This is a genomic window from Nocardia sp. CA-135398, from assembly GCF_050955845.1.
Taxonomy (GTDB): domain Bacteria; phylum Actinomycetota; class Actinomycetes; order Mycobacteriales; family Mycobacteriaceae; genus Nocardia.
The window spans coordinates 6,085,370-6,109,806 of sequence record NZ_CP192084.1; the positions used below are offsets into that span (position 1 = coordinate 6,085,370).

The 24,437-nt window shown below is 64.0% G+C and carries 18 protein-coding genes and 3 rRNA genes; 1 reads left to right on the forward strand and 20 read right to left on the reverse strand.

Annotated features, from left to right (window positions below):
• Positions 1-2: 2 nt before the first annotated feature.
• From ACQP1T_RS26850 to steA, 4 genes are all read right to left on the reverse strand, one after another.
• Positions 3-662, reverse strand: coding sequence for an NUDIX domain-containing protein (locus tag ACQP1T_RS26850; RefSeq protein ID WP_433755840.1), 660 nt, complete (start codon positions 660-662; stop codon positions 3-5).
• Positions 663-2,384 carry a CTP synthase gene (locus ACQP1T_RS26855; protein WP_397056270.1) on the reverse strand — a complete coding sequence of 574 codons (1,722 nt, stop codon included), beginning with the start codon at positions 2,382-2,384 and terminating at the stop codon, positions 663-665.
• Between the two features lie 130 nt (positions 2,385-2,514).
• Positions 2,515-3,462 (reverse strand): copper transporter, encoded by a 948-nt coding sequence (locus ACQP1T_RS26860; RefSeq protein WP_433755841.1) that lies wholly within the window; start codon positions 3,460-3,462, stop codon positions 2,515-2,517.
• On the reverse strand, positions 3,459-4,673 hold the full coding sequence (steA, locus tag ACQP1T_RS26865; protein ID WP_433755842.1) for a putative cytokinetic ring protein SteA: 1,215 nt from the start codon (positions 4,671-4,673) through the stop codon (positions 3,459-3,461). The genes ACQP1T_RS26860 and steA overlap by 4 nt, the downstream gene beginning before the upstream one ends.
• A gap of 159 nt (positions 4,674-4,832) precedes the next feature.
• On the opposite strand from steA, the gene ACQP1T_RS26870 reads away from it, so the two are divergent.
• Positions 4,833-5,252, forward strand: coding sequence for an SRPBCC family protein (locus ACQP1T_RS26870; RefSeq protein WP_433755843.1), 420 nt, complete (start codon positions 4,833-4,835; stop codon positions 5,250-5,252).
• Between the two features lie 6 nt (positions 5,253-5,258).
• On the opposite strand, the gene recN is transcribed toward ACQP1T_RS26870, so the two are convergent.
• The 16 genes from recN to ACQP1T_RS26950 all read right to left on the reverse strand — a co-directional run bounded on the left by recN (position 5,259) and on the right by ACQP1T_RS26950 (position 24,310).
• Positions 5,259-7,028, reverse strand: a complete 1,770-nt coding sequence (gene recN / locus ACQP1T_RS26875; protein ID WP_433755844.1) for a DNA repair protein RecN — start codon at positions 7,026-7,028, stop codon at positions 5,259-5,261.
• Positions 7,006-7,998, reverse strand: coding sequence for an NAD kinase (locus ACQP1T_RS26880; protein WP_433755845.1), 993 nt, complete (start codon positions 7,996-7,998; stop codon positions 7,006-7,008). Before ACQP1T_RS26880 ends, recN begins: the two co-directional genes overlap by 23 nt.
• Positions 7,995-8,816 carry a TlyA family RNA methyltransferase gene (locus tag ACQP1T_RS26885; RefSeq protein ID WP_433755846.1) on the reverse strand — a complete coding sequence of 274 codons (822 nt, stop codon included), beginning with the start codon at positions 8,814-8,816 and terminating at the stop codon, positions 7,995-7,997. Before ACQP1T_RS26885 ends, ACQP1T_RS26880 begins: the two co-directional genes overlap by 4 nt.
• A 1-nt stretch (position 8,817) precedes the next feature.
• Complete coding sequence (locus ACQP1T_RS26890; protein ID WP_433755847.1) at positions 8,818-9,120, reverse strand: hypothetical protein; 303 nt, start codon at positions 9,118-9,120, stop codon at positions 8,818-8,820.
• A gap of 13 nt (positions 9,121-9,133) precedes the next feature.
• Entirely contained in the window at positions 9,134-10,030 is an 897-nt protein-coding gene (locus ACQP1T_RS26895; protein WP_433755848.1) for an HAD-IIA family hydrolase, read from the reverse strand.
• Between the two features lie 476 nt (positions 10,031-10,506).
• On the reverse strand, positions 10,507-11,379 hold the full coding sequence (locus ACQP1T_RS26900; RefSeq protein WP_433755849.1) for a tetratricopeptide repeat protein: 873 nt from the start codon (positions 11,377-11,379) through the stop codon (positions 10,507-10,509).
• Positions 11,376-11,969: a hypothetical protein gene (locus ACQP1T_RS26905; protein ID WP_433755850.1), complete on the reverse strand. Its 594-nt coding sequence runs from the start codon at positions 11,967-11,969 to the stop codon at positions 11,376-11,378. The genes ACQP1T_RS26900 and ACQP1T_RS26905 overlap by 4 nt, the downstream gene beginning before the upstream one ends.
• 406 nt (positions 11,970-12,375) lie before the next feature.
• Positions 12,376-12,492: ribosomal RNA gene (gene rrf / locus ACQP1T_RS26910) — 5S ribosomal RNA — on the reverse strand.
• 139 nt (positions 12,493-12,631) lie between these two features.
• Positions 12,632-15,767, reverse strand: a 23S ribosomal RNA gene (locus ACQP1T_RS26915).
• 327 nt (positions 15,768-16,094) lie between these two features.
• Positions 16,095-17,613, reverse strand: a 16S ribosomal RNA gene (locus ACQP1T_RS26920).
• The 16S, 23S and 5S rRNA genes sit together here, the layout of an rRNA operon.
• A gap of 547 nt (positions 17,614-18,160) precedes the next feature.
• Positions 18,161-19,450: a tyrosine--tRNA ligase gene (tyrS, locus tag ACQP1T_RS26925; protein ID WP_433755851.1), complete on the reverse strand. Its 1,290-nt coding sequence runs from the start codon at positions 19,448-19,450 to the stop codon at positions 18,161-18,163.
• A gap of 222 nt (positions 19,451-19,672) precedes the next feature.
• A complete protein-coding gene (locus ACQP1T_RS26930) occupies positions 19,673-20,113 on the reverse strand; it encodes a DoxX family protein (RefSeq protein WP_433755852.1) in 441 nt (146 codons plus the stop codon).
• A gap of 107 nt (positions 20,114-20,220) precedes the next feature.
• The gene (locus ACQP1T_RS26935; RefSeq protein WP_433755853.1) at positions 20,221-20,832 is read right to left on the reverse strand and encodes a DNA-3-methyladenine glycosylase; all 612 of its coding nucleotides are present in this window, start codon (positions 20,830-20,832) and stop codon (positions 20,221-20,223) included.
• A gap of 22 nt (positions 20,833-20,854) precedes the next feature.
• Positions 20,855-22,003, reverse strand: a complete 1,149-nt coding sequence (locus tag ACQP1T_RS26940; protein ID WP_433755854.1) for a low temperature requirement protein A — start codon at positions 22,001-22,003, stop codon at positions 20,855-20,857.
• A 44-nt stretch (positions 22,004-22,047) separates the two neighbouring features.
• Entirely contained in the window at positions 22,048-22,938 is an 891-nt protein-coding gene (locus tag ACQP1T_RS26945) for an RNA polymerase sigma-70 factor (RefSeq protein WP_433755855.1), read from the reverse strand.
• A 199-nt stretch (positions 22,939-23,137) separates the two neighbouring features.
• A complete protein-coding gene (locus tag ACQP1T_RS26950; RefSeq protein WP_433755856.1) occupies positions 23,138-24,310 on the reverse strand; it encodes an NAD(P)/FAD-dependent oxidoreductase in 1,173 nt (390 codons plus the stop codon).
• Positions 24,311-24,437: the final 127 nt, after the last annotated feature.

Sequence of the window (24,437 nt, forward strand, 5' to 3'; positions counted from 1 at the left end):
CGTCAGTCTTCGGACTGCCGCTGCGCCTTGCGGCGCAGGAATGTGGTGGGTTGCCCCGGCCACGGCGCGGCGGCCGGACGTAAGCGCACCCCGCCCGCCCTGGCGGCCGCGAGCGCGAGCAGACCGGCGACGGCCGTGGCATTGACGATCTCACCGGCCAAAGCGGCCTGCACGGCCTCGTCCACCGGCAGGCGTACCAATTCCAGGTCCGCCTCCTCCAATTCCGGCTCCGGCCGGTCGGTTTCGTACAGATCCCGCGCCGCATACACCCGCAGCGCCTCATCGGTGAATCCAGGCGAAAGCGCGACATCCACCAAAACCGACCATTCCCTGGCGGCCAGTCCGGTCTCCTCGGCCAATTCGCGCTTGGCCGCCGCCAGCGGATCCTCGCCGGGCACATCGAGCAGTCCGGCGGGCAGCTCGAGCAGCCGCCGACCGATCGGATGGCGATACTGCCTGATCAACACCACATTGTCGGAATCATCGATGGCCGCGACCGCGACCGCCGCATGGTGTTCGATCACCTCGCGCTCGACGATGCGGCCGCCCGGCATGGCCACCTGGTCGAGCCGCAACGCGAGGATGGCACCGCTGTACATGGTCTTGCTCGCCACGGTCTCGAAGTCGTGGCTGCCCGGCTGGGCTCCCCCGTTATCACTCATCTAGGACGCCTGATCTGCGTTCGCGAACTCTTCGTCCGGGATATCGACCGGAAGCCGCTCGGCCAGTTTATATTTCAGCGCCGCCGCGATCAGCGCCGCGAACAGCGGATGCGGCCGGGTCGGGCGGCTCTTGAGTTCCGGATGCGCCTGGGTGGCCACGAAGAACGGATGCTTATCCGCGGGCAACTCGACGAATTCGACCAGATGCCCGTCCGGGGAGGTGCCGCTGAATTTCAAGCCGCTGGTGGCGATCTTGTCGCGGTAGGCGTTGTTCACCTCGTAGCGATGGCGGTGCCGCTCGGAGACCTGGTCGGTGCCGTAGGCCTGCGCGACCACCGACCCCTTCTGCAGCGTCGCCGGATAGGCGCCGAGGCGCATGGTGCCGCCGAGATCGGCCTCACCGGCGACGATCTCCTTCTGGTCGGCCATGGTGGAGATCACCGGATGCGGTGTGTCCGGCTCGAATTCGGCCGAATTGGCCTCGGCCAAACCGACCGACCGCGCGGCCTCGATGACCACACACTGCAGGCCAAGACACAGGCCGAGCAGCGGAAGCCCCCTGGTCCGCGCATATTTGATGGCGCCGACCTTGCCCTCGATGCCACGAATACCGAACCCGCCCGGAATCAGCACCGCATCCACATCGCGCAGCGCGGCCTGCGCACCCGCGGGAGTCTCGCACTCATCGGACTGCACCCAGCGGATATTCACCTTGGCCCGCGAGGCGAATCCGCCCGCGCGCAACGCCTCGGTCACCGACAGATAGGCGTCGGGCAAATCGACGTACTTGCCGACCAGTGCGACCTCGACCGTCTCCCGCGGCTGGTGCACCCGATCCAGCAGATCGCCCCACACGGTCCAGTCCACATCCCGGAACGGCAGCCCGAGCCTGCGCACCACATAGGCGTCCAGCCCCTCACGGTGCAGCACCTTGGGAATGTCGTAGATCGACGGCGCGTCCGGCGTGGAGATGCACGCGTCCACATCGACGTCGCACATCAGCGCGATCTTGCTCTTGAGCGCCTGCGGCACCTCGCGATCGCAACGCAGGATCAGCGCGTCGGGCTGGATACCGATATTGCGCAGCGCGGCCACCGAATGCTGGGTCGGCTTGGTTTTGAGCTCACCCGATGGCGCGAGGTAGGGCACCAGCGATACATGCAGGAAGAACACATTGTCCCGGCCCACATCATGGCGGATCTGGCGCGCGGCCTCGAGGAATGGCTGCGATTCGATATCGCCGACGGTGCCACCGATTTCGGTGATCACCACATCGGGCACCTGCCCCTGTAGATCCGGGCCCTGCATCGCCAGGATCCGGCTCTTGATCTCATCGGTGATGTGCGGGATCACCTGCACCGTGTCACCCAGGTATTCGCCGCGGCGCTCCTTGGCGATCACCGACGAATAGATTTGCCCGGTAGTCACATTCGCGTCCCGGGACAGGTCGCGATCGAGGAACCGCTCGTAGTGGCCGACATCGAGATCGGTCTCCGCGCCGTCTTCGGTGACGAACACTTCTCCGTGCTGGAACGGATTCATGGTGCCCGGATCGACGTTCAAGTACGGGTCGAGTTTTTGCATGGTCACCCGCAGTCCGCGCGCGGTCAGCAACTGACCGAGGCTGGAGGCGGTAAGACCCTTACCCAATGAGGAGGCGACACCACCGCTGACGAAGATGTGCTTCGTGGCCGTTCGCGCCTGATTCCGTGTATGACCCACGGGTCTTCACGGTAACACGAAATTGCTGGTCTGATCACACGCCACGCACGTTTGCCACCGAGTCGCTGCCATCGATGGGATCCGGCCCGTGCACCATGTTCGCAGCCCGGGGCAGTGCGGGTCGGGCGGATCAGCTCGAGGGCAGTGCGACGAGTGTGAGGGAGGTCGCCTTGGTACCGGTTCCGTATCGTCCCGCACCGCCGTTGAGCTGCTCGCTCAGGCCGAGCACGGTGGTGACCCGGCCGATATCGCGGTCGAGATTGTCGACGGTGGTGACGGCCGTGGCCAGTGCGGCGTCGGAACGAATGAGCGCGATCGGGCCCGGATTGTCCGCGGCGCCGGATCGGCCCGCGAGCACCGCACCCGCACCACGACCACGCAGGGCACCCGCGAATCGAGCGACATTGCTGCCCTGACTGTTCTCGGCGGACTTCGCGCCATCGCCGGTGACAACGACGGCGAGGTTCGCGGCCTGCGCCGGGGTGTCGCCGTAGGCCAGGAACCCGCCGCCGCGCAATGTCTCCAGCACCAGACTCAACTCCTGCGGGGTGCTGCGCGGTTGCGCGCTCGCCGGATCGAGCAGCAGCACCAGGCCGAGCAGATCGCCCGCCATACTGCCCTGATCCACCTGCCCCGTGCGCAACTGCGCCCCAGCAGGGATGACATTGGTGACCGCGGTGCGCATCCGGTCGCCCTCGGCAGCGTCGAGGAATGCGTCGGTGAGTGCGATGCGGCCGGTCACGGCGGCGCCCGAGGTTTCCAGGTCTTTTGCGACGGCCTCGACATCGGCGGGTTCGGCGTCGGGCGTCGTGAAAACCACGACGCTGCGGTCGGTCAATGTGCCGCCGAGGATGCGTCCCGCCGATCCGGCGATGAACCGGTCCGCGGCATTCATTTCCTCGCCGAACCGCCGATTCTGATCGGTGGCCACATCGAGTTGTTTGCGCAGATCCGTTTTATCCGCGCGCAATCCGGACAGCAGGTCCGCCGCCACCGTCTGCGACCCGAGCACCACGCCGAGGGCGAGGGCCAGGAAGATCGCGACGATCGAAACCGCGTGCTGCCGAATCGAAATCATCGGTTGCCTCCGGAACCGGCTAGGTCCTGGGCCCAGAGCTCGAACCGATTCCAGGTATCGGCAGCCCAATCCAGTGCGTCAGTTCCCATATTGGAGGCGAGCATGGCCACGATCACCGCGACCAAGGCGGCGAGTACGACCATCGCGATGGCGGTGCCGGACGCCCGGTTTCGATAGAGCGTGGCGACGGCCTTGGCATCCATGAGTTTGGTGCCGATTTTCAGTCGGGTGAGGAAGGTCGCCGGATTGCTCTCGCGGCGGCCGCGGTCGAAGAAATCGTCCAGCGAAGCGGGGGCACCGGCGGTCACGATGAGCGATGCGCCGTGATGGTGCGCCAGCAGCAACGCCAAGTCGGAAGGTGCGCCGGAGGACGGGAATGTCGTCGCACCGATGCCGAGATCCTGGATGCGCTCCAGCCCCTTGGCGTGGCCGTCGGTCTCGGCGGGCAGGATCATCTCGGCACCGGATTTCAAGGTGGCGGTGGTGATTTCGTCCGGGTCGCCGACGATCAGATCGGGGCGATAGCCCTGCTTCATCAGGGTGTCCGCGCCGCGGCCCACGCCGACCATGATCGGGGCGTACTCCTTGATGAACGGCTTCAGTCGCTCGAGGTCGTCCGCATGGTCCGGGCCGTCGGCCACCACGACCACATGCCGATTCCTCAAGTCCAGCCCTAGCTCCGGCACCCCGATACCGTCGATGAGCAGCGCACTTTCGGTGCGAATGAATTCGATGGTATTGCCAGCGAACGCCTCGAGATGGTCGGCGAGGCCGTTGCGCGCCTCGATCATCCGCTCGGCGATATCGGATTCGGTCAGCTCGATGGCCGTGACCAGGACCTCGGGCTCCTTCTTGACCAACTTGTCGGAGTAGACGACGCCCTCATCTATGCGGACCTTGGTGCCGTCCTTGATCCGGAAGGCATCCGAGCTGACGGTGTCCAGCAGCAGAATTCCGTTGGCGACCAGTACTTCCGGTCCCAGGTTCGGGTAGCGGCCCGAGATCGAGGGCGAAGTATTCACCACGGCGGCCACGCCCGCCTCGACCAACCGATCGGCGGTGAGCCGATCCAGATCCATCTCATCGAGTATTACGACATCACCGGGCCCGACCCGCTTCAGCAGACGCCTGGTGTTGCGGTCAACCCGTGCTGTCCCGGTCAGCCCGGGTAGCGCTTCGGTGTTCTTCGACAACAACGCCAACATCTTCATGCGGCCGATCTTGGCCGCCAACCCTCAACCATTGGTGGAGGCGCGCCGAATCACCAGTCACATTCGTCACTGTGATAACACGAACACCACGCCGCGCCGGAAGCGCGTCGCCCAGTACCCGTATGCTGCGGGTCACAGATATCTCGAAGAGGAGTCACCATGGTCAGCAGCACCGTCGACGCCGTGATCGCGGCACCGCGCGATGTCGTCTACAAGTTCTTCACCGAGCGAGACGGCATCAACCCCTACATCCCGGTCGACTTCACCCTGAAGACCCCCGGCTCGCCTACCCCGACCGGCGTCGGCGCGCAGTACCTCATCGGCAAGGCCGGTGTCGGCTTCGTCGAGGAGACCACCAAGCTGGTTCCCGGCGAACTGATGGAATACAAGATCATCAAGGGTGTCCCGGTGAAGCGGCATGTCGGCACCATCACCTTCACCGACGCCGACAACGGCACCCTGGTCTCCTACACGATGGAGTCCGAACCCAGCCTTCCCGTCCCCGCGAAGGTGCTGGAGTTCGGCCTGAAGAACCTCATCAACCAGTTCATCAAGGGCGCCCAAAAAGCCCTGCGCTGAACCCTTTCAGGCGAGGGCGCGTTCGGCGCGAGCGGTTTCGAGCAGTTCCTCGGCATGGGCTCGGCCGGTTTCGGTGTCATCGAGACCGGCCAGCATCCGGGCCAATTCGATGACGCGCTCATCCTTGGTCAATGCCCGGACGCCGCTGTTGACCTTGCCCTTACCGTCATCGGACTTGTCCACCACCAGATGGGTATCGGCGAATGCCGCGACCTGCGGCAGGTGGGTCACCACGATCACCTGATGGGTGCGCGCGAGCCGGGCCAGCCGACGGCCGATCTCGACCGCTGCCCGGCCGCCGACACCGGCGTCGACCTCGTCGAACACCATGGTCGCGCCATGATCCGAACTGGCGAGCACCACTTCCAGCGCCAGCATCACACGCGACAGCTCACCACCGGATGCGCTCTTGCTCAACGGCAATGACTGCGCGCCGGAATGCGCGGACAGCCGGAATTCCACTTCGTCGACACCCGTCGAACCCGCATGCAATTCCTGCCCGTCCACCGTCAGCGGCGCGGAATCCTGCGGACTCGCGGGCACCGGCCGGACCACGACCTCGAGCTTCGCCTTCCCCATGGCGAGCCCACCGAGTTCGGCGCTCACCGCCGACGCCAGCTTGCCCGCCGATTTGGTGCGCGCCGCAGTCAATTTGCGTGCCGCCTCACGAACACGTTCTGCGGCGATATCCACCTGCGCCGCCAGCGCGGCCAACGCCTCTTCGGAGACATCGAGCGAGCCGAGACGCGTGCGCGCCTCATCCGCCCACGCGATCACCCCGTCGATATCCGGCGCGTACTTGCGGGTCAGCGATTTCAATTCGGCCTGCCGGGTGAGCAGCGAATCCAAAGCGCCGGGGTCCGACGGCAAATCCGACAGATAGCCGCTGAGCTCGGTGGTGAGATCGACGACCACCGCGATGGCCTCACCGAGCCGTGGCCCGAGCGCGGTCAGCGCCGGATCGTGGGCCGATTCGATGCGGGCGCGCGCCGCGCCGAGCAATCCCAGTGCGCCCGAACCGTCTTCGGGCGAATCGGCGGGACCGGCCAAGGCATCGTGCGCGACCGCCGCGGCCTCACGCAGCGAATCCAGATCGCTGAGCCTGCGCACCTCATCGACGATGCGTACATCCTCGCCGGGTTCCGGTGCGATGGCATCGATTTCGGACAAGGATTGCTTCAGCCGGTCGGCCTCCAGCGCGAGTTCCCTACTGCGCGCGGTCCGTTCGAGCAGCTCATTGCGGGCGTCGAGCCAGGATCGCCGCTGCGCCTGGTACTTGCGCAGCAGCGAACCGACCGCATCGGCGGCGAACTGATCCAGCGCGGACAGCTGCTGATCCGGACGCTGCAGCCGCAACTGGTCGTTCTGACCGTGCACGGTGAGCAACGGCGCGGTGAAATCGGCCAGGACGGACGCGGGTACGCCGCGCCCACCGAGATGCGCGCGGGAACGTCCGTCACTGCCGACGGTGCGGATCGCGATGATGCTGCCGTCGTCATCGCGTTCGGCCGCAGCCGATTCCAGGACTTCCTGCACTTGTTTCTGCGCGGTCGTATTCACCTCGTCGACAGTGAACCGTCCCTCGACCACGGCACGGTCCGCACCCAACCGAACGCGTCCCGCATCGGCCCGCGCACCGCTGAGCAGGTGCAGGCTGGTCACCACCATGGTCTTACCGGCACCGGTCTCACCGGTGAGAACCGTCAGACCCTGATGGAATTGCGCGGTGGCCGTGGATATGACGCCAAGCCCGTCAATCCTGATCTCTGTCAGCACGTATGCTCTCCGTTCGCCGTCGGCCACGCCAGCCTGTCACGGGCAATTGGAATTTGCGCACCATCCGGTCGGCGAACGGTGCGGAATCCAACCGCACCCACCGCACCGGTTCGGCACCGCGGACCGCTTCGAGTCGCCCGCCCTTCGGCAATGCCAGGGTGCGCCTGCCATCCAGGAAAACTATCGCATCATGGCCCACCGCAACGGATTCGACCGCGATCCTGGACTCCGGACTGGTCACCAGCGGCCGCGCGAACAGGGCGTGCGCATTGCTCGGAATCACCAGCAGCGCTTCGAGTTCCGGCCACACCACCGGGCCGCCCGCGGAGAACGCGTAGGCGGTCGATCCGGTCGGTGTGGCGATGAGGATGCCATCGCAGCCGAATTGGGAAACCGGCCGCCCGTCGACCTCGAGGACCACCTCGAGCACACCCATGCGCGAGGCGTTCTCGATGCTGGCTTCATTGAGCGCCCAACCGGTTTCGACGATCTCGTCGTCCACCCGGACATTCACATCGATGGTCATCCGATGCTCGAGGCGGTAGTCGCCGCGGACCACGCTGGCCAATGCCTCATCCAGATGTTCGGCCTCGGCCTCGGTGAGAAACCCGATGCGGCCCAGGTTGATTCCGAGCACCGGCACCCCCGCTGGCCTGGCCAATTCGGCCGCACGCAGGAAGGTGCCGTCACCGCCGAGCGAGAGCACCATCTCGCAGCCGACCGCCGCGTCCGGGCAGTGCTCGACCACGCGCGCCGGATATCCGCCCGGTTCCGCGACGGCCGTCCTGCCCGCGGTATCGGGCTCACAGTCGAATCGGGTGCTGTCCGCCTCGTCCGCGAGCACGCGCAGCCCGATACCCGCGTCCGCGAAAATCTTCGCGACGCGATGGGCGGTTTCGATGATCTCCGCCCGGCCCGGATGCGAAACCAGCAGAATCTCTCGGGATGCGGGCGGCGTCAGCGCGTTCACTGTGGACCCTCCTCAACCGCACGTTCGACGAGGGCCGCAACCTGCTCGCCGTCGTACTCGAACTGCCCGTCCTTGCGCAGCCATACAAAGTATTCGACATTGCCCGATGGCCCCGGCAGCGGGCTGGCCGCCACCCCGAGGGTGCGCAAGCCCAATTCGGCGGCGGCCGCCGCGACATCGCGCACCACTTCCGCACGCAATGCGGGATCCCGCACCACTCCGCCGGAGCCTACCCGCTCCTTGCCCACCTCGAACTGGGGTTTGACCATAGGCAATAGGTCTGCGCCCGGCGCCGAGCAGGCCGCGAGCGCGGGCAGCACCAGATTCAGCGAGATGAAAGACAGATCGCCGACGACGAGTTCGACGGTGCCGCCGATGGATTCGGGGGTGATGGCGCGGACATTTGTCCGATCGAAGACCCGCACCCGGTCGTCGTTCTGCAGCCGCCAGATCAGCTGGCCGTAGCCGACATCGACGGCGACGACCTCACGCGCCCGCCTGGAAAGCAGCACATCGGTGAACCCACCGGTCGAGGCACCGGCATCCAGGCAACGTTTGCCCGCGATGGTCAAACCCTGGGGTTCGAACGCCTCGAGTGCGCCGAGCAGCTTGTGCGCACCACGCGACGCCCACGACACCTCGTCGGGCTCCGCGCGCACGATCAAGGGCGTGCCCGCCTCCACGGCGGTCGCCGCCTTCACGGCAACCGTTCCAGCAATCAGGACGCGGCCCGCACCGATCAGCTCGACCGCGTGTTCACGCGATCGCGCCAATCCGCGGCGAACCAATTCGGCGTCCACCCGCGCGCGCCTGGCCACCTCAGATCTTGTCCACCGTGGCCAGTGCCTGTACGAGCACCTCATGTGCCTGCTCCAGGATGCGGGCGCGCCGGGTGATATCGGCGCCGGAGTCGGAGTCCGTCGGCGGGGGCGCCGCCAGGCCGGTCCAGGCCGGACGGGCGTCGAGTTCGGCGAGCAGACTGTCGATCTCGGCGCGGATCCGCGTCGGATCGGCAGGCTCCGGGCGTCCCTGTGCACCCGGCAAATGCTGGCCGGGCAGCGGTGGCCCGGGGCGCGGTCCGTTCGAGCCGGGTCCGTTGGGGCGTGGCATCGGAGTAGTCATCGTGGGGTCAACGCTATCGGATTTCCGAACCGGGCGCCCGCACCCTTACGGCTCGTCCCGGGTTACGGCGTAGGCGTTCCGCCAAGTCCTCGGCGAGGTCGGTTGCCGCGTCCTCGACCGGCGGGTGATTCAGTGCGTCCAACGACTCCGAGACATAGGTCGGGATCAGATCCGCGGGGGCGTCGCGCAGTTCGTCGAGTGTGCTCACGCCGGTCAAGACCAGCAGCGATTCGAGGCCGACACGGTTGGCGCCCTCGATATCGGTGTCCAGACGGTCGCCTACCACCAGCGCACTGCGCGTTCCGGCGCGCACCAAGGCGTCCTCGAGCAATGGCGTATAAGGTTTGCCCGCTACTACCGGCTCCCTGCCGGAGGCGGCACGCAGGGCAGCGACCATGGCTCCGTTGCCGGGCGCCAGACCGCGCTCGTTCGGCAGCGTCTTATCGGTATTGGCGGCGACCCACAATGCGTCGGCGCTCAGCGCATAGGCCGCCTCGGCCAGATCCGGCCACGCCGTTTCGGGTGAATGTCCTTGTACGACAGCATCGGGCGCGGCACCGTTGAAGCGCCGGATCGAACGCAGCCCGACCGCTTCGACCTCCTTGGCCAGGTCATCGGTGCCGACGATCAAAACCGTTGCCCCGGAATCGAGCCGCTGCGCCAACAACCGTGCCGCGGCCTGCGCACTGGTCACGACATCGTCGGCTTCCGCCGCGAATCCGAGCTCCGCCAAATGCCGCGCAACCACATCCGGACCACGACTCGCATTATTCGTGACATACACAAGCCGCTGTGCCACAACGGAATCCGCCAATGCCTCCGGCGCACCCTCGATCACCGCGGGCCCGCGATACAGCGTGCCGTCCAGATCCAGCAGCAGGGCTTCATACCGCTCTCGTAGCCGCTTCACACCACTCTCACTCCACGTAACCGACCGACACTTCCCGAACCCTACGCCAGCCCGCCGACAGGAAAATGACGGCCTCGACCGTCCGTATGCGGCGACCCTATTCCGAACGCACGCCCGAACTGGCAGCACGTTGCGTGATATCGCCCCTTGGGGCAGCGCCCGCCGCCACGGTCAGCGCCCGAGACGGGCGTATATGTCGACCGGGTCGAACCGACAGTCCCTACCTCGGGTTCCACAGCCATGCCGCGCCAGGCGCTCCGAGCGGGTCGTATCGACCAGTCGCTCGATCCGCGTCGTGGACTATGTGCCCCAATCTTTCGCAGCTATGCCTTCGCCATGGCCAACCAGCGACGCGGATCAGTGCACCGCCTGTGCCAGCACAACCTGGCACGCTCGCTCGTTTCCTGTCGACAGGTCGGCCGCTCACTGTTACTTCAGTCGAGGAACTCGTCGGTGACGAGATCCAGCAGCCGGGGCTACAGCTCGGAGTCGCCGGTCAGTTCTTCGGCGCGTTCCTCGGCGTCGGTTTCGCCGTCGAGGTCGGCGGAGGCGGCATTGAGGAACCAGGTGAGGCCCTCGGCGGTGCGGCCTGCGGCGACCAGCGCGTCGGCATAAGCATAGAAGAGGCGGGCGGCAGCGGAGCCGGTCCGGGAGGGGTCGAGTTCCGAGGTTTGCAAAGTGACCACGGCCTGGTCATATTGACCGAGGTCCATGCGGGCCCCGGCGACCACGATGCGAAGTTCGGTGGCCTCGTCACCACGCAGAGCTCTGGCCTCGTCGCTACGACCCAGTTCGATGGCGCGTTCGGGGCGGCCGAGGCCACGTTCGCAATCCGCCATGACGGCAAGCAGACCGGAACCGCCGGACATCCGGCGGGCGGTGCGCAATTCGGAAAGGGCTTCGGCCCATTCGCCCGCGTGGTAAGCGGTGACGCCCGCAGTTTCGCGGACCACAGCGATGCGGCCAGCGCGTTGGCGCGCCGCCCGTGCGTGCGCCAGGGCAAGGCGCGGGTCGTCGTCGATAAGCCGGGCCGCCATCACGAGATGTCGGGCCACCGTTTCGGCGTTGCCCTTGTCCAGGCTCAACAGGTCGCGGCGCACCTCGGTTTCCAGGTCGGTGGCCTGCACGTCATCGGGCAGATCCGGCTCTTCCGGGCGGGCTGCGCGTCGCTCAGCCGAACCGGCCCCGGCACGTGCGCCTTCGCCACCACGACGGCGATCCGGTGCGTCGTCGCCGCGATTCCAGCCGCCGCGCTGGCCGGAATCGCCGCGACCACTGGAATCACCACGGCTGAAACCGCCACGCTGACCGGCGTCATCGCGGCGCTTGAACCCACCGCCTTCGGTCACGTCGCCGCGCTGAGTCGAGTCGCCACCGCGCTTGAAACCACCGCGATCACCGCTGCCGCCACGGCTGAAACCGCCGCGCTCGCCCGAACCACCACGGTCGAAACCGCCACGCTCGCCCGAACCACCACGGCTGAAACCACCGCGCTCGCCTGAACCACGGCTGGAACCGCCACGGTCCCCAGAACCGCTGCGGCCGAAGCCACCTCGATCGCCGGAATCACCGCGCTGTCCGGAATCGGCTCCGCGTTTGAAGCCGCGCCGCTCGCCGGATTCACCGCCACGGGTGAAGCCACGCTCGCCGGAATCACCCCGATCGAAACGGCCGCGCTCGCCGGAGCCACCTCGGCCACCACGCTCGCCCGCATCGCCGCGTCTACTCGAATCGGCACTGCGGTTGAACCCGCCGCGCTCGCCGGAGCCGCCACGGTTGAATCCACCACGGTCAGCGGAATCACCTGAGCGCTTGAAACCACCGCGCTCACCTGAACCGCCGCGGCTGAAACCGCCACGGTCGCCGGAATCACCGCGCTCGCCACTACGGTCACCGCGGTTGAACCCACCGCGATCATCAGCACCGCGGTTGTAACCACCACGGCTACCGGAGTCACCACGGTCGCTGGAGCCGCTGCGCTTGAAACCGCCGCGGTCACCGGAGCTGCGATCGTTGGAATCGTTGCGGCGGTTGAAGTCGCCGCGGTCGTTCGAGCCACTCCGGGACGAGTCGCTGCCGCGTTTGAAGCCGCGCCGTTCGCCGGAATCACCTCGGTCGGAGGAGCCGCGAGAGGCGCTGCCTCGATCGCGATCGGGACCGCCCTGCCGGAAGGACTTCCGGCCGTCGTTCTGTTCCGACACGGTGGCCCCTTTCTAGGTTCCGCCAGAGGTTGTCGAACCTCTGAATTCAATCACGTGTCGGCGGTCGGGCCCGAACGCGCATAGATATAGGTGCAAAAACGACGATAGGGGACCCAGGCTCTGGGTCCCCTATCGTGAAGGATGTTCCGGCGGTGTCCTACTCTCCCACACCCTGTCGAGTGCAGTACCATCGGCGCTGGTGGCCTTAGCTTCCGGGTTCGGAATGGGACCGGGCGTTTCCCCACCGCTATAGCCGCCGTAACTCTATGAAACTATCCACACCCCGTGACAGGTTCACCGGTGAAAGTTTCGAGGGCCGAGCCCCTGAAACCCCGATAACCCCGAAACACGGGATTCGTGTGTTGTTTCAGATACTGCACAGTGGACGCGTAGCTTCTTTGTTGGTAAGTCCTCGGCCGATTAGTACCAGTCACCTACACCCGTTACCGGGCTTCCAGTTCTGGCCTATCAACCCCATGGTCTGTGGGGGGCCTTAACCACTCGAAGGTGGTGAGAAACCTCATCTTGGAACAGGCTTCCCGCTTAGATGCTTTCAGCGGTTATCCCTTCCGAACGTAGCTAACCAGCAGTGCCCTTGGCAGGACAACTGGCACACCAGAGGTTCGTCCGTCCCGGTCCTCTCGTACTAGGGACAGCCTTCCTCAAGTTTCTGACGCGCGCGGCGGATAGAGACCGAACTGTCTCACGACGTTCTAAACCCAGCTCGCGTGCCGCTTTAATGGGCGAACAGCCCAACCCTTGGGACCTACTCCAGCCCCAGGATGCGACGAGCCGACATCGAGGTGCCAAACCATCCCGTCGATATGGACTCTTGGGGAAGATCAGCCTGTTATCCCCGGGGTACCTTTTATCCGTTGAGCGACACCGCTTCCACTTGCCGGTGCCGGATCACTAGTCCCGACTTTCGTCCCTGCTCGAGCTGTCACTCTCACAGTCAAGCTCCCTTGTGCACTTGCACTCGACACCTGATTGCCAACCAGGCTGAGGGAACCTTTGGGCGCCTCCGTTACATTTTAGGAGGCAACCGCCCCAGTTAAACTACCCACCAGGCACTGTCCCTGAACCAGATCATGGCCCGAGGTTAGAGGTCCAATACGATCAGAGTGGTATTTCAACGACGACTCCACACACACTGGCGTGCATGTTTCACAGTCTCCCACCTATCCTACACAAACCGTACCGAACACCAATACCAAGCTATAGTGAAGGTCCCGGGGTCTTTTCGTCCTGCCGCGCGTAACGAGCATCTTTACTCGTAATGCAATTTCGCCGAGTCTGTGGTTGAGACAGCAGAGAAGTCGTTACGCCATTCGTGCAGGTCGGAACTTACCCGACAAGGAATTTCGCTACCTTAGGATGGTTATAGTTACCACCGCCGTTTACCGGGGCTTAAATTCTCAGCTTCGCCACCGAAGCAGCTAACCGGTCCTCTTAACCTTCCGGCACCGGGCAGGCGTCAGTCCGTATACATCGTCTTACGACTTCGCACGGACCTGTGTTTTTAGTAAACAGTCGCTTCTCTCTGGTCTCTGCGACCACACCCAGCTCCCGAAGTAAATCCGTTCACCAGACGTGGTCCCCCTTCTCCCGAAGTTACGGGGGCATTTTGCCGAGTTCCTTAACCACAGTTCTCTCGATCGCCTCAGTATTCTCTACCTGACCACCTGTGTCGGTTTGGGGTACGGGCCGTGTACCAACTCACTAGAGGCTTTTCTCGGCAGCATAGGATCACTGAATTCACCTCAATCGGCTACGCATCACCTCTCAGGCTTGATGCAACACGGATTTGCCTATGTTGCGCCCTACAGGCTTACACCAGTACAACCACTGACTGGCCCAGCTACCTTCCTGCGTCACCCCATCGCTTGACTACTACAGCAAGGGTCGTATGCAGCCACTTCCAGCTCCCCGAAGGGAGTCCATCCGCTTTTGGATACTTAGCACCACTGATTCGCCATTGGGCGCGGATACACGGGTACGGGAATATCAACCCGTTGTCCATCGACTACGCCTGTCGGCCTCGCCTTAGGTCCCGACTCACCCTGGGCGGATTAACCTGGCCCAGGAACCCTTGGTCATTCGGCGGACGAGTTTCTCACTCGTCTTTCGCTACTCATGCCTGCATTCTCACTCCCACAGCCTCCACAACTAGCTCACGCTGCTGCTTCCATGGCTGTAGGACGCTCCCCTACCCATCCACACCACTGGAAGAAGATCCGTAGACCAACCTCGGTGTTATGTGTGAATGCCGCGGCTTCGGCGGTGTACTTGAGCCCCGCTACATTGTCGGCGCAGAATCACTTGACCAGTGAGCTATTACGCACTCTTTCAAGGATGGCTGCTTCTAAGCCAACCTCCTGGTTGTCTTCGCGACTCCACATCCTTTTCCACTTAGTACACGCTTAGGGGCCTTAGCCGGCGATCTGGGCTGTTTCCCTCTCGACTACGAAGCTTATCCCCCGCAGTCTCACTGCCACGCTCTCACACACCGGCATTCGGAGTTTGGCTGATTTCGGTAAGCTTGTAGGCCCCCTAGACCATCCAGTAGCTCTACCTCCGGTGTGAAACACGTGACGCTGCACCTAAATGCATTTCGGGGAGAACCAGCTATCACGGAGTTTGATTGGCCTTTCACCCCTACCCACAGCTCATCCCCTCAGTTTTCAACCTAAGTGGGTTCGGGCCTCCACGACGTCTTACCGTCGCTTCACCCTGGCCATGGGTAGATCACTCCGCTTCGGGTCTAGAACACGCGACTGGAAACGCCCTATTCGGACTCGCTTTCGCTACGGCTACCCCACACGGGTTAACCTCGCCACATGCCACTAACTCGCAGGCTCATTCTTCAAAAGGCACGCCATCACCCACAGCGACAAAGTCACTCGCAGGCCCTGACGGATTGTAAGCGCACGGTTTCAGGTACTATTTCACTCCCCTCCCGGGGTACTTTTCACCTTTCCCTCACGGTACTAGTCCGCTATCGGTCACCAGGGAGTATTCAGGCTTACCGGGTGGTCCCGGCAGATTCACAGCAGATTTCACGGGCCCGCTGCTACTCGGGCACTTTCCACGAGAGCCTAAATGTTTTCGCTTACCGGACTATCACCGTCTATGGCGGGCCGTTCCAGACCACTTCAACTAACATCTAGGTTTCTGACTCTCGCCCTGACCGGCAGATCAGAGAAGAAAAGCCCCACTACCCCAGCCAGACAACAACTGCCGTCTATCACATCTAACTGGTTTAGCCTCATCCGCTTTCGCTCGCCACTACTCACGGAATCACTATTGTTTTCTCTTCCTGTGGGTACTGAGATGTTTCACTTCCCCACGTTCCCTCCACACACCCTATATATTCAGATGCGGGTAACACGACATCACTCGTGCTGGGTTTCCCCATTCGGAAATCCTCGGATCTCAGCTCGGTTGACAGCTCCCCGAGGCTTATCGCAGCCTCCTACGTCCTTCATCGGCTCCTGGTGCCAAGGCATCCACCGTACGCTCTTAAACACTTACAAACAAAGATGCTCGCGTCCACTGTGCAGTTCTCAAACAACACACAAAACCGAAACCCGATGTAGCACCAGCACTTCCACAGAAGCCGGTATGACTACCGCTCGGTCTTGTCGTTATTTTGCTCCGAAAGAAACACTCGCGTGTTCTCTCAGGACCCAACAGTGTGCCGATATATCCACCGCGACCGAAGACTGAGCTTCGACCATGCGCGGGAGAGGTTGTCAGTGTTCCACCCATGAGCGTCCGCAGTTCTACATGTGAGAACTAAACGGTCTCTGCCAGAACAACACTCCCACCTATGTGGACATGTCTGGAGAAGTGCTCCTTAGAAAGGAGGTGATCCAGCCGCACCTTCCGGTACGGCTACCTTGTTACGACTTCGTCCCAATCGCCAATCCCACCTTCGACGGCTCCCTCCCACAAGGGGTTAGGCCACCGGCTTCGGGTGTTACCGACTTTCATGACGTGACGGGCGGTGTGTACAAGGCCCGGGAACGTATTCACCGCAGCGTTGCTGATCTGCGATTACTAGCGACTCCAACTTCACGGGGTCGAGTTGCAGACCCCGATCCGAACTGAGACCGGCTTTAAGGGATTCGCTCCACCTCACGGTATCGCAGCCCTCTGTACCGGCCATTGTAGCATGTGTGAAGCCCTGGACATAAGGGGCATGATGACTTGACGTCGTCCCCACCTTCCTCCGAGTTGACCCCGGCAGTCTCTCACGAGTCCCCGCCATAACGCGCTGGCAACATAAGATAAGGGTTGCGCTCGTTGCGGGACTTAACCCAACATCTCACGACACGAGCTGACGACAGCCATGCACCACCTGTACACCAACCACAAGGGGGCACCTATCTCTAGGTGTTTCTGGTGTATGTCAAACCCAGGTAAGGTTCTTCGCGTTGCATCGAATTAATCCACATGCTCCGCCGCTTGTGCGGGCCCCCGTCAATTCCTTTGAGTTTTAGCCTTGCGGCCGTACTCCCCAGGCGGGGTACTTAATGCGTTAGCTACGGCACGGATCCCGTGGAAGGAAACCCACACCTAGTACCCACCGTTTACGGCGTGGACTACCAGGGTATCTAATCCTGTTCGCTACCCACGCTTTCGCTTCTCAGCGTCAGTTACTTCCCAGAGACCCGCCTTCGCCACCGGTGTTCCTCCTGATATCTGCGCATTTCACCGCTACACCAGGAATTCCAGTCTCCCCTGAAGTACTCTAGTCCGCCCGTATCGACCGCAAGCCCACCGTTGAGCGGTAGGTTTTCACGAACGACGCGACGAACCGCCTACAAGCTCTTTACGCCCAGTAATTCCGGACAACGCTCGCACCCTACGTATTACCGCGGCTGCTGGCACGTAGTTGGCCGGTGCTTCTTCTACAGGTACCGTCACTCACGCTTCGTCCCTGTCGAAAGAGGTTTACAACCCGAAGGCCGTCATCCCTCACGCGGCGTCGCTGCATCAGGCTTCCGCCCATTGTGCAATATTCCCCACTGCTGCCTCCCGTAGGAGTCTGGGCCGTGTCTCAGTCCCAGTGTGGCCGGTCACCCTCTCAGGTCGGCTACCCGTCGTCGCCTTGGTAGGCCATTACCCCACCAACAAGCTGATAGGCCGCGGGCCCATCTCGCACCGATAAATCTTTCCACCACAAGACATGCATCCTGAGGTCATATCCGGTATTAGACCCAGTTTCCCAGGCTTATCCCGAAGTACGAGGCAGATCACCCACGTGTTACTCACCCGTTCGCCGCTCGTGTACCCCGAAGGGCCTTACCGCTCGACTTGCATGTGTTAAGCACGCCGCCAGCGTTCGTCCTGAGCCAGGATCAAACTCTCCGTTGAAGACTCTCAACCACACCCTCCAAAAAAGGATGCAATCAGAAGAATTAACCAGAGTCCGAAAACCTTGGCAAAATCAAACGCCAACAAAAAATATTTGCTGACTAAATGTCCAACCCAATCACACGGGGGTATGAAAGGGCCGGAACCAATAAAACTATTGGCACTGACATTCATCGACACACTATTGAGTTCTCAAAGAACACACGCACGCAACTCGACCCCAGATTCTCTCGGGGGGCTTGTTGAGGCAACTTTCCTAGCCTAGCCAACCGTCCGCGCAGAGTCAAGTCCGCTCGTCCGATCCAGCAATGCTGATCGCCAGGCGCTCCTCGTCCTACCTCGTTTCCCAGGCCGCTGTGCTCAACGTTTCCGCTGCGCTTTGGGCTCCGGGTCGGTGTCCGTGTCGCTCTGACTTGGACAAAGTTACGCGGCGGAGAACGTCGAGTCAAATCCGCACTACACAGATGTCATTTCGCAGGTCAGAGGCCATCTGGCAGCCCGGAAAACGGGCTCGGGTCACCCGAATGTGACCCGAGCCACGTGATCTTCATGCGCCTGCCCGCAGTACGCCGGCGAAGTTCCGCTTACCGCGGCGCAGCACCAACCACCGTCCGTGCAGGTAGTCGGTGTCGGCGGGGGTCCATTCCAGATCCGAGATCCGCTCGTTGTTCACCGACGCTCCGCCTTCGTTCACCGCCCGACGTGCGGCGCCACGGCTCTCCGACAGTCCGGAGGCGACCAACAGATCGACGATCGTGCTCGGTTCACCGGCCCCGATCTCGGCGACCGTGCCATCGACCGCGGCTTCGCGCAGGGCCGCCGACAGGGTCGGCTCATCGAGTTCACGCAGATCCGCGCGGCCGAACAGGGCCTGACTCGCCAACTGCACGGAACGGGTATTCGCCTCGCCGTGCACCAGATTCGTCATTTCCTCGGCCAGCTTGCGCTGGGCTTCCCGCGCGTGCGGACGCTCTGCCGTGGCCAGCTCCAGCTCGGCCAACTCGTCGCGGGACAGGAAGGTGAACCAGCGCAGGTACCGCACGACATCGGCATCGGCGGTATTCACGAAGTACTGGTACCAGGCGTACGGGCTGGTCATTTCCGGATCGAGCCATAGGCTGCCGCCACCGGTCGACTTGCCGAACTTCTTACCGTCGGCCGAGGTAACGAGCGGCACGGTCAACGCGTGCACCGCCGCTCCGTCGACGCGCCGGTTCAGCTCGACGCCCGCGATGATGTTGCCCCACTGATCCGAACCGCCGACCTGCAATGTGCAGCCGTAGTTGCGGCGCAGCTGCAGGTAGTCGTTGGCCTGCAGCAGCATGTAGCTGAATTCGGTGTAGGAGATGCCCTCGCCGTCCAGGCGGCGCTTGATGGTGTCGCGGGCCAGCATGACATTGACCGAGAAGTGCTTGCCGATATCGCGCAGGAAGTCCACGGTCGACAGCTGGCCGGTCCAGTCCATGTTGTTGGCGATGATCGCGCCGGTGGGTGAGTCGTCGAGGTCGACGAAGCGCTCGAGCTGCGAGCGGATCCGGCCAGCCCATTCCGCGACGGTATCGGTCGAATTCATGGTGCGCTCACCCACGTCGCGCGGGTCGCCGATGAGCCCGGTGGCGCCACCGGCCAGCACAATCGGGCGATGGCCCGCACGCTGGAACCGCTTCAGCGCCAGCAGCGGGACCAGATGTCCGGCGTGCAGGCTGGCCGCGGTGGGATCGAAACCGGCATAGAGAGTCAGCGGCCCGGCGGCAACCGCCGCGCGCAGGGCGTCCAGGTCGGTGGACTGTGCGATCAGTCCGCGCCAGGTCAATTCGTCGATGATGTCGCCGCTCACGCCTCCGCCTCGCTGGCGCTCGGCTCCAGCGTGCGCGATGCGCGCTGGCACATGGTTCGCTCACTTCGTTCGCTCACGCTGCCCCATCTTTCCGCACCGGTCCCCGCGACCGGCATGCCCCTCAGTGTCGCCGTGCGCCGCCACGCACGGCGAACCATTTTCGGTAAAGGCGAGGACGATCGGCAGACCGAAGTCTGCCGATCGTGTGCGCTATTCAGATGTTCAGCGGGCCAGCAGCTCCCGCACCGCGATGATGCTGTCGCGGCGCTGCCAGGCGATCCAGACGAACACCACGCCGAGCACCAGCGGAAAGGGCGCCAGGGCGGCCGCGCCGAGCAGGAACACCTGGGTCAGGGCGGCGCAGACCATGGTGATGGTCAGGCCGACGGCCGCGGGGCCGGTAAGGCGGGGCACCAGCAGGCCGATGCCGCCAGCGAGTTCGACGAGGCCGGTGAAGTAGCGGAACCACTGGCCCCAACCGATCGTGTCGAAGGATTCGACCGCCGCGTGCGCGCCGAGCAGCTTCGGAGCGGCGGAGGCGATGATGAAGAACAGCGCGAGCAGGATCTGCACGGTCCAGAGCGCTACATTCATCTTCTTGCCGGGACGGTGGGCAACGGCGGTGGTGGTGATGGTCGGGGCGGCGGGGGCGATGGTGGTCATCTGTCTTTCCTTCGGGTCGGTCGCACCGGGTGGAGCGCGTTCAACAGATAGGACGGACACCGCTCCGAAAACTCATCGCTGACCCCGAAAATTCTTGTGACCTGGCGTTATACCGCTTCGATTGGCGCGCGCGGGCTGCGCCGGTAGACCGAGACCGCCGGTGATGCGAGCCAGAATCGCCACGGCACATCCGCCGCGCTGCTGACCCCGACGCGCGGTCCGTCGGAAATCTCGGCGGGGTCGATCGCGCCGTTCAGCTCCAACCGGATCGGCGAGGCCGGGTCGAAGAGCGGAGTTCCGTAGTCGCTCAGCGTGATTCCGAGCGCGCTGCCGAGATTCCCAGGGCCCCTTGCCAAATCGACGTCGCTACGGGCCGCGGGTCGTCGCGACCTAGCCGCCTCCAACCCTGCGATCACCTCGCCGGACCGGATGAGTACCGCACTGGCCGTGCCGTCCGGTCCGCTGGTCACGTTCACGCACATATGCATGCCGTAGCTGAGGTAGACGTACAGCACTCCGGCGGGCCCGAACATCACCGCATTGCGTTTGGTCCGCCCGCGTCCGGAATGCGATGCCGGATCCGGCCAGGGTCCGGCCGGATCGCCGCCATATGCCTCGACCTCGACGATTCGCACGCCGACCGGTCCGGACCACAGCGTCGAGCCGAGCAGTCGGCGAGCCGCGGCGGGGGGTTCGACCGCGAGTTCCTCATTGCGCACGACTCTCCATTGTTCCCGAAAGTCAGACGTAGCGACTGTGCTGCCCCGAGCGCAGCGTGACGAGATCGTCGATGATCACCGAGGCGTAGCCGACCGCGACCAACACCGCGAGCTGTGCCCAGGCGAACCATGCGATGCCGATCGGAATGGTCGTGGCCACCGCCGCGGCCGCGAGCAGTCGCGACCACGGGCGCGGCAGACCGAGGGCGAGCCGGAAACAGAATTGGCCGAAGAAGTACAGCGCGACGCCGCCGGAGAGTGCGGTGGCGGCGGCGATGGAAGCGGGTTCATTGCCATGCGCGATGGTCATATTGATGCCCGCCGCGGTGACGGTGATGCCGATCAAGAGCGGATAGAGCGCATAGCCGTAGGCGAGCACCGCGGGACGTGAGCGTTCCCGAGCCGGGACCGCGGCGAGTGCGTGCTCGCCGCGCTCGTCATCGATTCCGAAATAGGCCCACCACAGCACATAGGCCAAGCAGAGTCCCAGTGCGACGGTGGCGGTCAGCGGCACGGTGAGCTTCTCCCCCGCCAGACCCAGACCGATCGCGACGACCGATTCACCGATGGCGACGATGATCACCAGCCCGTTGCGCTCGCAGAAGTGGCTGGCCCGCACCACGAAATCGCGGGTGTCGACCAGGTATGGGCTCAGTATCTGCACCGCGAATGCCAGGCCCCAGCACAGGTATTGCCACCAGTCGTGCACGAATCCGCCCGCGAGCACGAGCCCTGCCGCGAGGGCATTCAGCGGCGCGATGCGTTTGATCGCTTGGCTGGCCGAGGTACCGCCACTGACCCAGAACAGCCCGGTGTGCACCGTGTTGACCAGGACGTACCCGAGACCGAAGGCCAGACCTGTGCCGTGGAACGCGTCCGGGATCGCCAGCGCCAGTACGAAGAAGCCGAACATGCCGATCAGCAGCAGCGTGCGGCGCTGCGGATTGCTCGGCGCCACTTCGTTGGTGAGCCAGACGTAGCCGCTGTACATCCACCAGATCACCCCGAACAGCACCACTACCTGGGCCAGCGCCTCCCAGCCTGGATGGTGGGTGAAGACGTGGGTGAGCTGGGTGATGGTGAAGACGAAGACGAGATCGAAGAACAGCTCCAGGGTGGAAACCCGAACCTGACCTCCGTCCACGTTTGTTTCGGTGGTCTGGCTGGTCACGGCAGGATCGTAGAGCAACATGCCGGGCCTGACCCGCCGAGTGGTCACCCGATGACGTCGGTTCCCATGTAGAGCCCCTTCAGCTTGCTCGGGTTCACTTGGAAGCGCAGGTTCTGGATGTGGCCGTCGATGATGTCGTAGGTGAACGCCGCCACCGGGTTGCCGTCGATGCGCGCCAGCGCACCGAGTTCGCCATTGATATGCGCGGGCTCGAGGACGATGCCCGCGACCGACGGCTTGGCGAGTACGCCGAGGACCCAGCGCGCCACATGATCCGGTCCGTACAGCGGACGCCGGGCCGCGGTGACCACGCCGCCGCCATCGGACCACGAGGTGACATCGGGGGCGAGCAGATTCATCAGCGCGTTGAGATCGCCACCGGCGCAGGCGGCCATGAACTGTTCGGTGATGTGGGTGCGCTCGGCCTTATCGGTATCGAAGCGCGGGCGGCGCGACTGCACATGTGAACGGGCCCGATGCGCGATCTGCCGGACGGTGGCCTCGGGCTTGTCGAGGGTGTCGGCGATTTCGGCGTGGCTGTAGCCGAAGACCTCGCGCAGCAGGAAGACCGCGCGCTCCACCGGATTCAAGGTCTCCAGGACCACCAGCATCGCGGTGGAGACGGTGTCGGCCAACTCGGTCTCCTCGGCGATATTCGGTGAGGTCAACAGGGGTTCGGGAAGCCAAGGGCCGACGTATGTTTCGCGTTTGGCCTTGGCGGAGGTGAGCCGATTCAATGACAGGTTGGTGACCGTGCGCACCAGATACGACTTGGGATGCTGGACTGTCGACTGATCGGTCTCATTCCACTTCAGCCAGGTGTCCTGGAGGATGTCCTCGGCATCGGTGACGGTTCCCAGCATCCGGTAGGCGGTGGAAAACAGCAGCCGCCGGTGTTCGATGAACGGATCCTGCGTGGACGTTGCGTCGACCATCAGACTCGTCCGCCTCCCCGGATTTCAGGCCATACAAGTCAAGTGCGGGTGAATCGCGTTCGGGTCCTGCGTACGGTGCGCAGCAAGGCTCGAGCGTACCCGGCGAGTTACCCCTGTACTTCCGAAAACAATCGTCACGTCGTCGAAAGACAATCTACCGCCCGCCGATGGTTTCCCGGCGAGCGGCAGATTTGTGCCGTCATGCGGGCCGACGCGTGGCTTTGCCGCCTTTGGACAGCTGAACCGAGACGGTCATCTTCTTGCTGAGCTCGAAGCTCGGCACCGGGCTGCTGCTCACGCCTTCCTTGTACAGGATGGCGGCGCGTCCGGTCAGGTAGAACCGGCCCGGGGTGTCGTCGGCCTCGGTGAATTGGATGACCGCATCCTTGCGGCCCAAGCTCACCGGCTGGTGGAAGTAGCCGAATCGGAATGGCTTGACCTTCTTGCCCTTCAGCTGCCGCGCGATGGCGTCGGCGGCGTATGCGGCGGTCGGCATACCGGACTGGCAGGTGCCGTGGATCTGGCCCCAGGCCTGGCGCACCGCGGCGGCGTCGCCGATGGCGTGAATGTTCGGATGCGAAACCGACCGCAGGGTCGGATCGACCACGATGAGCCCGCGCGCATCGGTTTCGATGCCAGCCTGTGCGGCCAGTGGCGAGACGCGGACGCCGGTGGTCCACAACGTCAGATCGGCCGGAACCAATTCGCCGTCGGCGAGTTCGACCGCGTCCGGTAGTACCTTGGTGACCGCTTGGCCGACCTGCCGGACGACGCCGAGCCGATCGAGCGCCTTGTTCAGGTAGGCGCGCGCCTTATCGCCCATCATCGCGCCGGGTTCGGTGCTGCTGATCAGCGTCACGCGCAGGCCCGGGTAGCCCTCGGCGATTTCGGCCGCCGCCTCGATACCGGTCAGACCGCCGCCGCAGACCGCGACGGTGCCGGCATCGGCCGCTACCACCGCGAGGCGTTCGGAGAAACGGTGCGCGGTACGCGGGTCGTTCAGGGTCCAGGCATGATCGGCGGCACCGGGCACAACGCTGGTGTCGGTGCTGCTGCCGAGGGCGTAGATCAGCTCGTCGTAGTGCAGTGTTCCGGCGCCGTCGACGTAGACCCGCTGCGCCTCGGGATCGATGGAACTCGCCCAGCCCTGGACGAATTCGACGCCCGAACCCGCCAGGATCTCCGGGATCCGGTTATCGGCCAACTCCTGCCCCGCGGCGATCTGGTGCATGCGCAGCCGTTCGGTGAAGCGGGCGGAAGGGTTGACGAGGGTTATCTCGACGTCGAGCTTGCGGGTCCGCCGGGCCAGCCGGATGGCGGCCAGCATGCCGGTGTAGCCCGCGCCGAGTACGACGATCCGATGCGTGGTCATGGCTTGCTCCCATGGTCGTTGTCACCGGGGCAGGTTTGTTGGTTGGTGACGACCATCGGACAAAGCACCGCCAATGGACGTGACAGCCGTGCCATGTGACGTGGGACACACATCGGATCAGGGGCGA

Coding starts and splice junctions, on each gene's coding strand:
- ACQP1T_RS26850 (WP_433755840.1), bottom strand. CDS start 662: ATGAGTGATAACGGGGGAGCCCAGCCGGGCAGCCACGACTTCGAGACC.
- ACQP1T_RS26860 (WP_433755841.1), bottom strand. CDS start 3,462: ATGATTTCGATTCGGCAGCACGCGGTTTCGATCGTCGCGATCTTCCTG.
- steA (WP_433755842.1), bottom strand. CDS start 4,673: ATGAAGATGTTGGCGTTGTTGTCGAAGAACACCGAAGCGCTACCCGGG.
- ACQP1T_RS26870 (WP_433755843.1), top strand. CDS start 4,833: ATGGTCAGCAGCACCGTCGACGCCGTGATCGCGGCACCGCGCGATGTC.
- ACQP1T_RS26890 (WP_433755847.1), bottom strand. CDS start 9,120: ATGACTACTCCGATGCCACGCCCCAACGGACCCGGCTCGAACGGACCG.
- ACQP1T_RS26930 (WP_433755852.1), bottom strand. CDS start 20,113: ATGACCACCATCGCCCCCGCCGCCCCGACCATCACCACCACCGCCGTT.
- ACQP1T_RS26945 (WP_433755855.1), bottom strand. CDS start 22,938: ATGGTCGACGCAACGTCCACGCAGGATCCGTTCATCGAACACCGGCGG.
- ACQP1T_RS26950 (WP_433755856.1), bottom strand. CDS start 24,310: ATGACCACGCATCGGATCGTCGTACTCGGCGCGGGCTACACCGGCATG.